This is a genomic window from Acuticoccus yangtzensis (assembly GCF_001927245.1).
In the GTDB taxonomy this organism is placed as follows: domain Bacteria; phylum Pseudomonadota; class Alphaproteobacteria; order Rhizobiales; family Amorphaceae; genus Acuticoccus; species Acuticoccus yangtzensis.
In genome coordinates, this window is sequence record NZ_MJUX01000002.1 from 137,900 (window position 1) to 151,846 (window position 13,947).

Annotated in this window: 13 protein-coding genes; 9 read left to right on the forward strand and 4 right to left on the reverse strand. The window is 69.9% G+C overall.

The features are described 5' to 3' along the window. The first annotated feature begins 10 nt into the window (after positions 1-10). Both BIX52_RS06855 and BIX52_RS06860 read left to right on the forward strand, forming a co-directional pair. Positions 11-265 (forward strand): bacteriocin, encoded by a 255-nt coding sequence (locus BIX52_RS06855; RefSeq protein ID WP_075220312.1) that lies wholly within the window; start codon positions 11-13, stop codon positions 263-265. Positions 266-586: 321 nt separating this feature from the next. Continuing rightward, positions 587-1,480: a sugar kinase gene (locus tag BIX52_RS06860; protein WP_075220313.1), complete on the forward strand. Its 894-nt coding sequence runs from the start codon at positions 587-589 to the stop codon at positions 1,478-1,480. Positions 1,481-1,501: 21 nt separating this feature from the next. On the opposite strand, the gene BIX52_RS06865 is transcribed toward BIX52_RS06860, so the two are convergent. Further along, entirely contained in the window at positions 1,502-2,581 is a 1,080-nt protein-coding gene (locus tag BIX52_RS06865; protein WP_075220314.1) for a glycosyltransferase family 32 protein, read from the reverse strand. A 205-nt stretch (positions 2,582-2,786) separates the two neighbouring features. On the opposite strand from BIX52_RS06865, the gene BIX52_RS06870 reads away from it, so the two are divergent. The 4 genes from BIX52_RS06870 to BIX52_RS06885 all read left to right on the forward strand — a co-directional run bounded on the left by BIX52_RS06870 (position 2,787) and on the right by BIX52_RS06885 (position 6,727). Continuing rightward, complete coding sequence (locus BIX52_RS06870; protein ID WP_075220315.1) at positions 2,787-3,401, forward strand: flavin reductase family protein; 615 nt, start codon at positions 2,787-2,789, stop codon at positions 3,399-3,401. 341 nt (positions 3,402-3,742) lie between these two features. After that, entirely contained in the window at positions 3,743-4,417 is a 675-nt protein-coding gene (locus tag BIX52_RS06875; RefSeq protein ID WP_075220316.1) for a GntR family transcriptional regulator, read from the forward strand. Between the two features lie 296 nt (positions 4,418-4,713). Next, positions 4,714-5,202 (forward strand): NUDIX hydrolase, encoded by a 489-nt coding sequence (locus BIX52_RS06880; RefSeq protein ID WP_075220741.1) that lies wholly within the window; start codon positions 4,714-4,716, stop codon positions 5,200-5,202. A gap of 34 nt (positions 5,203-5,236) precedes the next feature. Continuing rightward, the gene (locus BIX52_RS06885; RefSeq protein WP_075220317.1) at positions 5,237-6,727 is read left to right on the forward strand and encodes an inorganic phosphate transporter; all 1,491 of its coding nucleotides are present in this window, start codon (positions 5,237-5,239) and stop codon (positions 6,725-6,727) included. Between the two features lie 99 nt (positions 6,728-6,826). Here BIX52_RS06885 and BIX52_RS06890 read toward each other — a convergent pair whose 3' ends face one another. Genes BIX52_RS06890 through BIX52_RS06900 form a run of 3 tightly spaced genes read right to left on the reverse strand, consistent with a single transcriptional unit; the run spans position 6,827 to position 10,081 of the window. Then, entirely contained in the window at positions 6,827-7,867 is a 1,041-nt protein-coding gene (locus BIX52_RS06890; RefSeq protein WP_083660086.1) for an ABC transporter substrate-binding protein, read from the reverse strand. After that, positions 7,867-9,417, reverse strand: a complete 1,551-nt coding sequence (locus tag BIX52_RS06895; protein WP_075220318.1) for a sensor histidine kinase — start codon at positions 9,415-9,417, stop codon at positions 7,867-7,869. The genes BIX52_RS06890 and BIX52_RS06895 overlap by 1 nt, the downstream gene beginning before the upstream one ends. Continuing rightward, complete coding sequence (locus BIX52_RS06900) at positions 9,410-10,081, reverse strand: response regulator transcription factor (RefSeq protein WP_075220319.1); 672 nt, start codon at positions 10,079-10,081, stop codon at positions 9,410-9,412. Before BIX52_RS06900 ends, BIX52_RS06895 begins: the two co-directional genes overlap by 8 nt. Before the next feature lie 447 nt (positions 10,082-10,528). On the opposite strand from BIX52_RS06900, the gene BIX52_RS06905 reads away from it, so the two are divergent. From BIX52_RS06905 to BIX52_RS06915, 3 genes are all read left to right on the forward strand, one after another. Then, positions 10,529-11,500: a Bug family tripartite tricarboxylate transporter substrate binding protein gene (locus tag BIX52_RS06905; protein ID WP_075220320.1), complete on the forward strand. Its 972-nt coding sequence runs from the start codon at positions 10,529-10,531 to the stop codon at positions 11,498-11,500. Positions 11,501-11,964: 464 nt separating this feature from the next. After that, positions 11,965-12,405, forward strand: coding sequence for a tripartite tricarboxylate transporter TctB family protein (locus BIX52_RS06910; protein ID WP_075220321.1), 441 nt, complete (start codon positions 11,965-11,967; stop codon positions 12,403-12,405). 9 nt (positions 12,406-12,414) lie between these two features. Then, a complete protein-coding gene (locus BIX52_RS06915; protein WP_075220322.1) occupies positions 12,415-13,947 on the forward strand; it encodes a tripartite tricarboxylate transporter permease in 1,533 nt (510 codons plus the stop codon).

The following is a 13,947-nucleotide window of genomic DNA, read 5'->3' on the forward strand; positions in this document are numbered from 1 at the left end:
TGGAGTGACCATGAAGAAAATCTTCGCGATCGCCCTGGTGGCGCTGAGCGTCGCCGGCTGCAATTCCAACAACAAGGGCGACCGTGCGCTGGTGGGCGGCGCGCTCGGGGCGGCGACGGGCGCCACCATCGCCGCCGTCGCGGGTGGCGGCGCGGGCGCAGTGGTCGCGAGCTCCGTCGTCGGCGGTGCCGCGGGCGCGATCATCGGCTCCGAAACCGCGCCGCGCTGCGTGAACCAGTACAACGAGCGCGTTCCCTGCCCCTGATCCTGCGTCGACACGGCGGGCCACGGCCCTCCTTGTTCTCCGGCCACCCCGGAAATGAGAGCCGCCGGACGCGCCGTTCATGACGGCGTGAGCGCGTAACCCGCAGGCGATGCGGGCGCTTGCGCTCCACCGCGCCCTTCATCACTCTATGACCGGACGGCCCCTGCGGACGGGGCCATCCGGCGAGCGGCCGCCCCGGCTCCGGTTGGCACCGCGCGTGCCTCTTCGCGCCGGAGCGTCCGCGGCCCGCGCCGCGCGCGCCACCGAATCCGCGCCCACCGATCCCGCGTGTGGCGGCATCGCGAGACATGGAGTTTTCGTATGGAGGCCCTCTTCATCGGCCACGCCTACATCGACATCACCTTCCTGGCCGATAGCATCCCCACGGGCGACGAGAAGACGATCGCCGACGACTACGCCGTGGCCTTCGGCGGCAATGCCACCACCGCCGCCTTCTGCGCCGCGAAGCTGGGCCTCAAGTGCGACCTTCTCTGCCAGCAGGCGGACGACTGGCTGGCGCGCATGTTCCTCGACATGGCATCGCGCTACAAAATCTCCGTCCACGGCCGCAAGGTGGCCGAATCCTCGCTCTCCTTCATCATGCCGAACGACGGCAAGCGCGCCATCGTGCGCTGCCGCGACGCTCAATTCCTGCACCCTTTCCCCACGCTGAACCTCTCCGGCATCCGCGGCCTCCACATCGACGGCCACATGCACGACGCCGCGCTCCACTACGCCAAGGCCTGCCGCGAGATGGGCGTTATGACGTCGCTGGACGGCGGCTCGGCACGCCCCGGCACGGACGAGCTGCTGAACTATATCGACGTCGCCGCGATCTCCGAGCGCATGTGCGAGCAGATGCACCTCAACCCGCTGGCGATGCTGGACTATTTGCGCTCGCACGGGGTCAAGACCGGCGCTGTCACATTGGGCGAGCGCGGCCTCGTCTATTACGAGAATGGCGGCGAGGCGAAGACCATGCATGCGCTCGGCGTGCCGCATACGGCGGTGGTCGACACCTCCGGGGCGGGCGACGTGTTCCACGGCGCCTATTTCTACTCCGCGCTGGAGCGGCCGGGCCTCTCGTGGGCCGAGCATTTCGACTTCGCCCGTTCCGCCTCCGCCTTCGCCGTGCAGCACCTCGGCAACGAGGAATCGCTGCCGACGCTGGACGATATCGCCGCGATCCGCAGCGCCTACCCCGAAGCGGCCTGAGGCCCGGCGCGCCGGGACGGCTCAGTCGGCCGCCGCCTCGCGCTTCCAGTGCAGCCCTTCGCGCTTGTACTGGGGCGGGTTGGCGAGGAAGCGCCGCGCCGGCATTACGAACGTGTGGCACCAGCCGACCGGCATGACGCCGGCCGGCGCACGAACGCCGGACGCGCCCTCCCCCAGCCCCGCCTCGGCGAGATAATCCTCCACCGCGCGGGCGACGATCGCGGGGCCGGTGAGCTTTAGGAGGTTCACTTTGGCGAAGCGCCCGTCCGGCTCGCGCGCCGCGTCGGCGAGCTGTCCGGCGATGGCCGACAAAATTGCAGCGAAGAGCGGATGTCCCGGCGGCGAGGACAGGAACCAGTTGGCGATGTTGGTGCGCATCTCGCCGGTCCACTGGGCGAACAGCGGTACGGTGGGCGGCGCGTAGGGGATCGGCCGGGCGAGCGTCATATCCGCGTCGATATAGGTGCCGCCGTGGTGGTAGAGCTCCAGCACGCGGAAGATGTCGGCCTGCATGGCGGGGTGGAAGGCATCGTCGAAATGCGCCAGCCAGGGCACGCCGTCGTCCGGCATGGCGGCGATGCGGGCGCGCGCGCTCTCCAGCGTGTAGACGACGTGCTCGTAGCCCGTGTCGGCGGCGACGAGGGCCACCTGATCGATCAGCGTGCGGATCTCGTCCGGCGGCGCCTTGTCCCAGAACTGGACGATGCGGCGGGGCGTGGCGTCCGCGCCGGAGACCGCGGCGAAGTGGGCCGCCCAGTCGAGCCCCGACAGGTCGAGCGCGGCCTCCCATTTCGCGGCGGCCTTGGCGGCGTTCGGCCGCTTGCCGTTCGCCTTCGCGGCGGGGCCGGCCAGCGCACCGGCAGGCTTTTGCGCACGGGCGATGGTGTAGACGCGCGCGGCATTGGTGGCGGGCCAGCGATTGGCGGCCGCGTCGGCGGCGGCCTCGGTCGGCGCGACCTTGCCGAGCGCCGTCCGCTCCCCGCGCTCCGCTCCGCCTTTGGGCGCGGACGCCCGCGCTTTCGCGCCACCGGCCGAAGCCTCGCCCGTTGCGGGCAGGCCGTCCGCGCCGCCCTTGCCGCGCCCCAGCTTGAAGATACGCACGTTCAGACCCTCGTTCCGGACGGCGGCCCTACCTGGACGCCGCCCACCGCGGAACGTTATCGCCGCCGACGCGCAATTGCCACTCATCCGCCGCGCCGCCCCGTCCAGCGCCGGGCCGGACCCGGCCGAACTCTTTCGCTCCCCCGCCAGGGGGCCTAGACCTAACCGCGCCTCCCCGCATGGGCGGGCCACCCGTGGAGCCCCGATGTATTACGAAGACGATCTTCCCGCCGCGCTCTCCTTCGACCCCTTCAAGGCGATCGTCGCCCCCCGCCCGATCGGCTGGGTCGGCACCTTGAACGAAGACGGCATTCCCAATCTCGGCCCCTACTCCTTCTTCAACGCCATCTCCACGCGGCCGAACCTCGTCGCCTTCTCGTCGGAGGGGATGAAGCATTCGGCCGCCAATGCCAGGGCCACGGGCGAGTTCACCCTCAGCCTCGTCACCTATGCGCTGCGGGACAAGATGAACGCGTCCTCCGCCCACCTCGCGGACGGCGCCAACGAGTTCGCGGCGGCCGGCATCGAGATGGGCACCTCGCGCCGCATCCGCCCGCCCTTCGTCAAGGCGAGCCCCGCCGCGTTCGAGTGCAAGGTGGTGCAGACGATGGAGCTGACGGGGCTGGACGGGGCGTCCGCCGACAGCTTCCTCACGATCGGCCAAGTCGTCGCCGTGCATATCGACGATGCCTATGTCAGCGACGGCAAATTCGACGCTGCACGGGCCGAGCCGCTCGCCCGTTGCGGCTACCGCAACTACGCGGTGGCGCGCGAAATGTTCGAGCTCGGCCGGCCCGACGGACCTGCCGTCCCCGTCTGACCCGTCGCGCCGCCCCCTCGGCCGCTGGATCCAGGCAGCGGGGGTCGGCGTCCAGCGCGTGGATCCCGGCAAGATTCGCGCGGTCAGACATCCGCGAAGCGGCGCTTCAGAGAAAGAAAGGAACGATGCGCCACGCGAAGCATTGAGCAAGGGTGACGCGCTGGGCGGGGTGACTAATTCTGCGCAGCGTTCAACATGTTGAGTCTATTGGCGCAGCAGCGAACGGTACTGCATCCGGTGTCGCGCCGTTCAGATGTCGAGCCGCAGGGATGCCGAATATGCATGCTTGCATGAAATATAGGCTTGAATAGAGCGCCGATCCGATCTGTCGTTTGCCAAATATGCAGCCCGCCCATCCCTTCGATCCCATCGTTCCCGATGATCTCGTGCTGAAAGTGCGCGAACGGCTCGTCGAAGCCATCATCTTCGGCGAGATTGCCGGAGGCGAACGGCTGGTGGAGGAGACCTTGGCGGAGCGCTTCGGAATCTCACGCTCGCCCGTCCGCCGCGCGCTGCACGAGCTGGCGGCGCAGGGGCTTCTGGTGCGCAGCGAGTCGCGCCGTTTGATGGTGGCTCCGCTCGACCGCCGCACGCTGGACGAGCTCGTCGTCTGCTGCGTCCCGCTGGAGGGGATCGCTGCCGCGGGGGCCGCTGAAAACCCGACCGACGCCGAGCACAAAGCGGCGCTCGAACGTCGCTTGGATGCGCTGGAGCGGGCGCGCAGCGGCGGCAACATCCGCGACTTCTTTCACGCCACCGTCGCATTTCGCCAGTCGATCCACGCCATGTCGGGCAACCGGGCGTTGATCCGCATTCTGGGCGCGCTCGGCCTGCAATCGCAGCGCTACCGCTATGCCGCCTATCTCATGTTTCCGAGCGTGATCGACCTGTCGATGACGGCCAGTGAGGCGATTGCCGCGGCGGTGATCGCCGGTGACGCGGCCGCAGCGAGCAGCGTGACGGAGAACGTGATCACGCAGTGCTGGCAACATGCCCGCGGCGGCTTTTGTGACTGAGGCGGCGCGCGGGGTCCGGCGCGAGGCCGCGGGCTCCTGCCCGGCCGTCCGGCGATCGACGAACATTTAGACAGCACGCCCAAACAATTGGCTTGAATTATGCCACAATCCGGAGACAATCGCGGTTCAATGGCAGACTGCAGGCGCAACGTCCGTTCCTCGCGACAGGAGCGGGTGCTGCGGCTTATACTGATTCCGCGGTGCAGCGGGTCGGCCATCGGCCGCCTTCTCCCGGCGCATCGCGCTGGCCCCACCGCCACGACAACGCTCTGCCGCGAAGAGGAAACGGTTTGGTGATGTCGCTGATGAAGTTGGCGGTCGACGAGTTCCTGCGACCGCTGGTCCAACGTCCCTGCCTGCTTCAGGTGGCGGCCCTTTGTGTACGCGGCAGCGAGAGCGGACCGGAAATTCTCCTCGTCACCAGCCGCGGCCGCGGCCGCTGGATCATCCCCAAAGGCTGGCCCGAAGCGGGGATGGACGCCGTCTCCGCCGCCCGCCGCGAAGCCTGGGAGGAAGCCGGAGTCACCGCCGGCCCCGCCGCGAGCGCACCTTTCGCCCGCTACCGCACGGTCAAACGGCGCGAGAGCGGATTGGAAGAGCCGTGCGAGATGCTGGTCTTCCGGTTCGACGTGACCTCCGTCGCGTCCGAGTTTCCGGAGAAGGGGCAGCGGCAAATCACCTGGGCCAGCCCCGCCGCCGCGGCCGAACTGGTGGACGAGCCGGGCCTGCGCGACATCCTCCGCCGCGTCGGTGCGCCGGCGGCGGCCCCGTCGCGCGCCGAATAGACCCCGCGACCTCACGCTTCTGGCAATAGACGCCTTGCCCTCAGACGATTCCCGAACGCCCTTCAAGGACCTAGACAAGGATCTCGGCCGCATCGGCTCGGTCGAATTCGCCGCGCAGACGGTGGGCCGGCCGCTCGTCGCCCCGGCCATCGCCTTCGCCTTCATCGCCCTCGCGGCGGCCATCGCGTCGCTCTTCAGCGGCCTCACCCATACTCCGCTTCTGATCGTCGTGGCGGCGGCGATGTCCGCCTATATGGGCCTCAATATCGGCGCCAACGACGTGGCCAACAACATGGGCCCGGCGGTCGGAGCGCGGGTGATGACGATGGGCGGGGCACTCGTCCTCGCCGCCGTCTCGGAGACGGCGGGCGCGCTGCTGGCCGGGGGCGACGTGGTCGGCACACTCGCCGAAGGCATCATCGCCCCGGACAGCGTGGCCTCGCCGCGTCTCTTCATCATCGCCATGATGGCCGGCCTCGTCTCATCGGCGGTGTGGGTGAACATCGCCACCTTCCTCGGTGCGCCGGTGTCCACCACGCATTCGGTGGTCGGCGGCGTCCTGGGCGCTGGCCTGGTCGCGGCCGGCGCGTCGGCCATCAACTGGCCCATGCTCGGCGCCATCGCCGCAAGCTGGATGGTCTCGCCGCTGGCCGGCGGCGCCGTCGCCGCACTCATCCTCGCCTTCCTGGAATGGCGCATCGTGCGCAAAGACGACATCATCGCCGCCGCGCGGGTCTGGGTGCCGGCCTCGGTCGGGCTGATGGCCGGCGCCTTCACCACCTACATCGCGCTGCGCGGCCTGCCGCGGGTGGTTCCCATCTCCTTCCTCGCCGCCGCTTCGGCCGGCGTGGCCGCAGGGCTTGCCGCCGCGCTCGCCAGCGTGCCGTTGGTGCGCCGGCGCGCGGCGGGGCTGGAGAACCGCAAGCGCGCGCTGAAGACACTGTTCGGCCTGCCGCTGATCATCGCCGCCGCACTCCTGTCCTTCGCCCACGGGGCCAACGATGTCGCCAACGCGGTCGGCCCGCTGGCGGCCATCGTGCAGGTGGCCATGGCCGGCAACGTCAGCGCCGATGTGGCACTGCCCTTCTGGGTGCTGATCCTCGGCGCTGCGGGCATCTCACTGGGCCTCTTCCTGTTCGGGCCACGGCTGATCCGCATGGTGGGCGAGGAGATCACCAAGCTGAACCCGGTGCGCGGCTTCTGCATCGCCCTGGCGACGGCGATCACGGTGATCACCGCGTCCGGCCTCGGCATCCCCGTCAGCACGACGCATATCGCCGTGGGCGGCGTCTTCGGCGTCGGCTTCTACCGCGAGTGGGCGGAGGAGCGCCGCGCCAAGGACAAGGCGCCGAAAGAGGGGGACGGGGAGAAGAAGTCCAAGCGCCAGCCGGCCGAAGAGCGCCGGCGGCGCCGCCTCGTGCGCCGCTCCCACGTGCTCACCATCTTCGCCGCCTGGGTCATCACGGTTCCCGCGACGGCGCTGCTGTCGGCCGCGCTCTTCGTCATCATCAACGCCCTCGACTGATCGCCGCGCACCCGCCGTCCGCGGCGCCGCTTCTCGCGCGCCACCGCGGCGGATCGGCGGCGGATCGAAGCCGGCGGGGCTTCCGCCTCGCCGCCGCCTTCAGGGCGCCTGCACCATGAAGGACAGGCGCCACTCGTGCAGAAAGCGCGCCTTCTTCAACTGGTCCAGGAATGTGAGAAGGCCCGGTCCCAGGCGCACGGGCATGCGCGACGCCTTCGCCTCGGCATCGCCCGCCGCGGCGGCCAGCGGAAGAAGCTGACCGCCCGCCTCGATCGCCGCCTGACCTTCATCGGAGACGAGGTAGGCGACGAAGCGCTCGGCCGCATCCGGCGCCGCCGCCCAGACGGGCACGAACGCCGATCGGGCGAAAACGAGCGTGTAGTCGCTGAGAAAGTGGACGGCGAAGCGCGGGTCGCCCTCCGCCGCCGCGAGCGCGTAGGAGCCGATCACGTTGTAGGCCAGCATCATCCGGCCGGACGCCACCTCTTCGATCATCAGGTTGGTGCAGCAGAAGGTCCGCGCGCCTGCCCGCCCCAGCGTCTCGACCAGGCGGGTGGATTGGTAGCCGCGCGCGGCATCCTGCGTGGCGAACATGTAGCCGACGCCCGACCGCTCGATATCGTAGGTGCCGACACGACGGTCGTAGATCTCCGGCGCGTCGCGGATCATCGAGGCGAGCTCGGAACGGCTGCGCGGCAAGCTGCGGTCGGCGAAGGCGTCGACGTTGTAGATCATCGCCACCGGCTCGGCGGTGAACCCGAACAGCTCGCCGCGCCAATTGGCCCAATCCGGCCCGGCGGCGCCGATGTCGAGCCGGCGGGCGAGGCCGTCATTGACGAGGTCGACCTGAAGGTCCGCTGCGGACGATATGACGACGTCGGGCCGGATGGCCCGTTCCGGCGCCCGCGCCGCATCGCGCACGGCCAGCGCCAGCTCGCTGGTGTTGAACTCGGTGTATTCGACGTGGATGTCCGGGTTGGCGCGGGCGAAGGCGTCGAGCGTCCCCCGCAAGGCGCCGACGTCGGTCGCGCTCCAGATGCGCAGAAGCTGCGGCTCCTCCTCCGTGCAGCCGGCAAGGACGAGGCAGAGCGCCAGAATGAGGCCGGGCGCCGCAAGGAGGCCGGCGAGCCGCGAGCGCATCAGCCGCGCCCCGCAGCGCCCGGCGGGATCCGGCCCCGCTCCGGCGACGGGCTCCGGCCCTGCTCCTGTGAAGGGCTCCGGCCGCGCTGCACCGCCCGCGGCAGGACGAGAACCGCCTCCAGCCCGCCCTCTGCCGCATCGCGCAGGAGAAGGCGGCCCTTGTGCCCCTCCGCCACCGCGGCGGCGATCGCCAGGCCGAGACCCGAGCCGCCGCGGTCGTCGCGTGTCACGAAGCGCTGCAGCACCGCGGCCTTGTCCACCTCGGCGATGCCGGGGCCGCGGTCCGCCACGACGAGGTCCACCGCCGCACGCCCGCCGATCTGTGACGCGGCGAGGCGCAGCTCGATCGTATTGTCGGCCGGGCCATGGCGGATCGCGTTGTCGATCAGGTTCTTCAGCGCCTCGCGCAGCGCCACGGGGTCGCCGATCACCCGCGCCCCGTCCGCCCCCGGCTCGACCTCGACGCCGAGGGCGATGGTGTCGGGCACGCCGTCGCGCAACGTGTCCTCCAGCGTGCGGCGGAACAGGGCGGCGAGATCCACCTCCGTCTCCTCCGGGTTGTCGGCACGGTGGATCACCATGGCGTGGGACAAGAGCTGATTGGTGAGGTGGATCGTCCGCCGCACCCTCTCGCGCCCCTTGGCGAGCTGCTCTTCCGGCGGCATGGCGGCGGTCGGCTCCAATGTGCTCTCGACACCGAACAGGGAGGTACGCAGCTGGTGCGCCACGTCGGCGATGAAGCTCTGCGCATTGTCGCGGCTGGCGCCCAGGCGGCGCATGAAGTCGTTGATGGCGCCGACGAGCGCGTCCGACTCGCGCGGCGGGGCGATGGTCAGCGGCGACAGGTCGCTCGGCGCGCGGCGGCGAATGTCCCGCTCGATGTCGACCAGCGGGCGGATGGCAAGCGCCACCCCGGTGCGCACCGCGAAGAGGCCGGCGACCGCCACCGCCGCCAGCGGAATGAGGCCTTTGAGGAAGAGGTCGTTGCGCATGTCCCGCCGCGCCAGCGTGGTCTGGCCGACGGCGATGCCGATGCGCGTCACCCGGCTCGCATCCGGCAGGTCGAGCCACGAGACGGCGAGGCGCAGCGGCTCGCCGCCGAACCGCGCGGCGGTGAGGCGAATGCCGTCGCGCGCCCCGGCTTCTGGCGGCGGGGTAAGACCGGGCAGACCGTCATCGCCGGTCAGCGTCACGCCCGTTTCGTCGGCGATGCGGTAGAAGACGCGGTCGTCCGGCGCGAGGGCCAGGATCTCGAATGCGGAGACCGGCACGTCGATCTCCAGCCCCGCGGGGGTCAGGGCGATGCGCTCCTGGATGGCGATGGCGGCGCCCGTCAGGATGAGGTCGTAGGTGCGGTCCGCGGCGGCCTGCGAATAGCGCCAGAGGCCGATCGACAGCAGCGCGACGATGACCGCGAAGAGGCCGGAGGCGCCCGCCGCCAGCCGCCGCTTCAGCGAGTAGGGCCGCCCGCTGCGCGTACCGTGCGGCCGCGTTACGGTCGCCGCCGCGCCGCCGCCGTCCGCGCCTCCGCCGGGGCGCGGCTCAGCCATCCGTCACGCTGGCGATGTAGCCGAGCCCGCGAATGGTGCGGATGTTGAGCGGCGTGTCGGTCAGCTTGCGGCGCAGGCGCGTCAACGTCTGCTCCACGGCGTTGAGGCTCGGCGCCTCGTCGAAGGTGTAGATGCGGTCCGCCACCTCCTCCTTGGTCATCACCCTGTCGAGGTTGGCGAGGAACAGCTCCAGCGCCTGCACCTCGCGCGGGCGCAGCTCCAGGTCCCGGTCGTCGATGCTGGCGCGGCGGGCGGAGCGGTCGAACACGAAGCCGCCCGCCTGGAAGCGGTTCGACGCCGCGCCCGAGCGTCGCCGCACGATCGCCCGGCAACGCGCCGCCAGCTCGCGGAAGTCGACAGGCTTGACCATGTAGTCGTCGGCGCCGACGTCGAGCCCGGTGACGCGGTCGTCAACCTGCGAACGGGCGGTGAGGATCAGCACCGGCGTGGTGTTGGCGCGGGCCCGCAGGCGCGACAGCACGTCGAACCCGGAGAGGCCGGGCAGGTGGACGTCGAGGATCACGAGGTCGAACACGGCGTGGGACAGGAGCTGATCGGCGCTGGTGCCGTCGTGCTCCACATCGACCGCATGGCCTTCCGCGGTGAGGCGTTCGCGGATCGCGGAGGCGAGTTCGGCGGTATCTTCCACCAGAAGAATACGCATGTGAGAGGTCCCCGCGCGCCGCTCCGCTTCGCCGCCCGCGCCACGGCTTGGGCGAGGCGCCGGAACGCCGCCCATCAGCCCCTGCACAATGCGCCGATGCCGGTCAATCGCAAATCGGTGTTGGCCCGGCCCGCTGCTGCGTCGCCGGTGCGCTGGTCGCCGACAGACCCTGCGCGCGTGGCGCCGCCTGTCGGCCGTGTCGCACCCAGCGCTGACGCGGCGCCCGTGGCATCGGCCTAACCGACCACTGCACATAATTTAGGCAGCTTCGGCCGCCTTGAGCCCGGCCTGTCAGCTTCGGGTCAGGTAGCGGTCAAAGTCGTGTCAGCCCTGTCAGATATTCATAGCTGCGATGCATCGGCGACTGGCCTGGCAGCGGATCCCCGCCCGCCGCTCCGATCCTCAAGAAACGCTTCGGTTCCGCGGAACCATTGGGAAGGAATCATCATGCGATTTGCCACCATCGCCTCCGCGGCGATCCTGTCGGCGCTCCTCGGCGGCTCGGCTCTGGCCGAGGACATCGCCCGGCCGGAGTGCGTCGCCCCGGCCAAGCCCGGCGGCGGCTTCGACCTCACCTGCCGCATCGCCCAGTCCGGGCTGAAGGATCAGCTCGCCAACCCGGTGCAGGTCACCTTCATGCCCGGCGGCATCGGCGCGGTTGCCATCAACCAGTTCAACACCAACCGCACCGACGATCCTAACGCCATCGTCGCCTTCTCCTCCGGCTCGCTCCTCAACATGGCCATCGGCAAATATGGCCAGTGGAACGAGGACGACGTGAAGTTCACCGCCACCGCCGGCCAGGATTACGGCGCCATCATCGTCAAGGCCGACTCCCCGTTCGAGACGCTGGACGACGTGCTCGCCGCGCTGAAGGAGAACCCGACCGGCGTGGTGCTGGGTGCGGGCGGCTCCGTCGGCTCGCAGGACTGGATGAAGGCCGCCCTGCTCGTGCGCTCGGAAGGCATCGACCCGCGCCAGATGCGCTACGTCGCCTTCGACGGCGGCGGCGACGCCATGGCCGGCCTCCTCGGCGGCTCCATTCAGGTCTATACCGGCGACGTCGGCGAGATCGTTTCGATGATGGAAGCCGGCAACATCCGCGTTCTGGCGGTGATGAACGACGAGCGTCTGCCCGCCCCCTTCGCCGACACGCCGACCACCGTCGAACTCGGCTATGCCGACGCCGTGTGGCCGATCATCCGCGGCTACTACATGGGCAAGAACGTGTCCGACGAGGCCTACAAGGCTTGGGTCGACGCCTTCGAGGCCGCCTATGGCACGGACGCCTGGAACAAGACCGTGACCGATCAGGGTCTCCAGCCCGTCGCGCTCGCCGGTGAGGAGATGCAGGCCGAGATGCTGAAGCGCGTGGAGCGGATGCGCACCATCGCCAAGGAAGCCGGCCTCATCCAGTAAGACGACCCAGCGGCGGGGGGCCTGCAACCGGGCACCTCCCTACCCGGCGAGGCTCCTTCGCCGCCGTCGCCCCTCGACGGCCACTCGCGCAGGGCCGGCCCTCCACCCGGCTTCGGCCGGCCGCTGATCCTCCGCCCGGCTTCGGCCGGACGCTGATCCTCCGCCCGGCTTCGGCCGGACGCTGAACCTTCGCCCAGCTTCGGCCGGACGCTGAACCTTCGCCCGGCTTCGGCCGGACGCTGAACCTTCGCCCGGCTTCGGCCGGGCATGGGCGGAGCTGCCGCCGGCGTCTCCCGGCAGCGGCTCCTCAACTGCCCCAGGGCCAGCTCCCCCGGTGCCCTGGGGCCCCTTTCGCGCGCCGCGCTCGGCGCCCCCTCAACGCAGTTCGCCCGCCCGTCCCGCGTCACGGGCCCGCTCCACGAACTCACGCGTGCCCGGCACGCCTCGCACCTTAAGGCACCACCATGGTCGACAGGCTCTTTGCCGGCGTCCTTCTCCTGGTCGCGATCGGCTACACCTACATCGCCTTCACCGCGATCAAGGCGCCGTTCCAATACGACCCTCTCGGCCCCGAATCGTGGCCGCAACTCCTCGGCATCGCCGCCATCCTGTGCGCCGGCTATCTCGTCGCGAAGCCGGATGTCGCCCGCTTCGGCCTCGCGCTCCCCACCTGGGCGCGCCTCGCCGTGCTCGTCGTGCTGCTCTTCGGCTACGCCTACCTGTTCCAGCCGGCCGGCTTCATCCTCGCCACATTCGCCTTCTGCACGCTGCTGTCGGTGATGCTCGGCTCGCGCATCCTGCCCGCCCTCGCCTTCGGGGCTTCGACCGGCGTCGTCGGCTTCTTCCTCTGCACGCGCATCCTGGAACTCAACCTTCCCGCCGGCGTGTTCGCCGCGTATCTCTAAGAGGCGAACATGGACGCCATTCTCACCGGCCTCGGCCAGGGCTTCGCCACCGCCCTCGACCCGCTCAACCTCTTCCTCGTCCTCGCCGGCTGCTTCGCCGGCACGCTGATCGGCGCACTGCCCGGCATCGGCCCCATCAACGGCGTGGCGATCCTGCTGCCGATCGCCTACGGCTTCGGCCTGCCGCCGGAATCGGCCATCATCCTCCTCGCCGGCATCTACTACGGCGCCGAATATGGCGGACGGATCTCCTCCATCCTCCTCAACGTGCCCGGCGACGCTGGCGCGGTGATGACCACGCTCGACGGCAACCCCATGGCCAAGCGTGGCGAGGCCGGGCGCGCCCTGTCGCTTTCCGCCATCGCCTCCTTCATCGGCGGCACCTTCGCCGTCGTCCTCATGTCGATGTTCGGTCCCGCCCTCGCCTCCTACGCGGTCACCTTCTCGCCGTCCGACTACGTGGCGCTGATGGTCTTCGCCTTCGCCTCGCTCGCGTCTCTCGTGGGCTCCAACCCGGTGAAGACGCTGTTCGGCGCCGTCATCGGCCTGATGCTCGCCTCCATCGGCATCGACGCCAACACCGGCGTGGAGCGCTACACCTTCGGCATCCCCGACATCCTCGCCGGCATCGACTTCCTCGTCGTCGTCATCGGCCTCTTCGGCATGGCCGAGCTCATCACCCTGGTGGAGCATCAGGCGACCGGCACGCTGAAGGCGCTGAAGATCGACAAGTCCTTCGTCACCATGGGCGACCTGGCGCGCACCAAGTGGACGATCCTGCGGTCCTCGATGATCGGTTTCTTCATCGGCATCCTGCCCGGCACCGGTGCGTCGGTCGCCTCCGCCGTCGCCTACGGCACCGAGAAGCGCGTGGCGAAGGACAGCCACACCTTCGGCACCGGCGACGTGCGCGGCCTCGCCGCCCCGGAAGCGGCCAACAACGCCGCCGCCGGCGGGGCCATGGTGCCGATGCTGACGCTCGGCATTCCGGGCTCCGGCACCACGGCCATCCTCCTCGGCGCGCTGCTCCTCTTCAACGTGCAGCCCGGCCCGCTGATGTTCCAGACCCGGCCCGAGATCGCCTGGGGCCTCATCGCCTCCATGTACATCGGCAACGTGGCGCTCCTCATCATCAACCTGCCGCTGGTGGGCCTGTTCGCGCGAATGCTGACGATCCCGCAGCAGTTCCTGACCCCCATGATCGGCGTTCTCGCCTTCATCGGCGTCTACTCGGTCGTCTCCAATCCGCACGACCTCTACATGATCACCGCGCTCGGCGTGTTCGGCTGGATCATGCGCAAACTTGACTTCAGCCTGGCGCCGGTGATTCTCGGCTTCGTTCTCGGCTCCCTGTTCGAGGACAACCTGCGCCGCGCCCTGTCCATCTCGGGCGGCGACTGGTCGATCCTGCTCAACTCGTGGAACTCGGTCGTGCTCTATCTTCTCGCCGCCGTGGTGGTGATCCTGCCCATTCTCGCCGCGCGTCGCAGCAAGCGCCGCGCCCTTCTCGCCGAGGGTGACACCCCCGTCATCCGGCCCTGA

Coding starts and splice junctions, on each gene's coding strand:
- BIX52_RS06855 (WP_075220312.1), top strand. CDS start 11: ATGAAGAAAATCTTCGCGATCGCCCTGGTGGCGCTGAGCGTCGCCGGC.
- BIX52_RS06860 (WP_075220313.1), top strand. CDS start 587: ATGGAGGCCCTCTTCATCGGCCACGCCTACATCGACATCACCTTCCTG.
- BIX52_RS06870 (WP_075220315.1), top strand. CDS start 2,787: ATGTATTACGAAGACGATCTTCCCGCCGCGCTCTCCTTCGACCCCTTC.
- BIX52_RS06875 (WP_075220316.1), top strand. CDS start 3,743: ATGCAGCCCGCCCATCCCTTCGATCCCATCGTTCCCGATGATCTCGTG.
- BIX52_RS06880 (WP_075220741.1), top strand. CDS start 4,714: ATGTCGCTGATGAAGTTGGCGGTCGACGAGTTCCTGCGACCGCTGGTC.
- BIX52_RS06890 (WP_083660086.1), bottom strand. CDS start 7,867: ATGCGCTCGCGGCTCGCCGGCCTCCTTGCGGCGCCCGGCCTCATTCTG.
- BIX52_RS06895 (WP_075220318.1), bottom strand. CDS start 9,417: ATGGCTGAGCCGCGCCCCGGCGGAGGCGCGGACGGCGGCGGCGCGGCG.
- BIX52_RS06900 (WP_075220319.1), bottom strand. CDS start 10,081: ATGCGTATTCTTCTGGTGGAAGATACCGCCGAACTCGCCTCCGCGATC.
- BIX52_RS06905 (WP_075220320.1), top strand. CDS start 10,529: ATGCGATTTGCCACCATCGCCTCCGCGGCGATCCTGTCGGCGCTCCTC.
- BIX52_RS06910 (WP_075220321.1), top strand. CDS start 11,965: ATGGTCGACAGGCTCTTTGCCGGCGTCCTTCTCCTGGTCGCGATCGGC.
- BIX52_RS06915 (WP_075220322.1), top strand. CDS start 12,415: ATGGACGCCATTCTCACCGGCCTCGGCCAGGGCTTCGCCACCGCCCTC.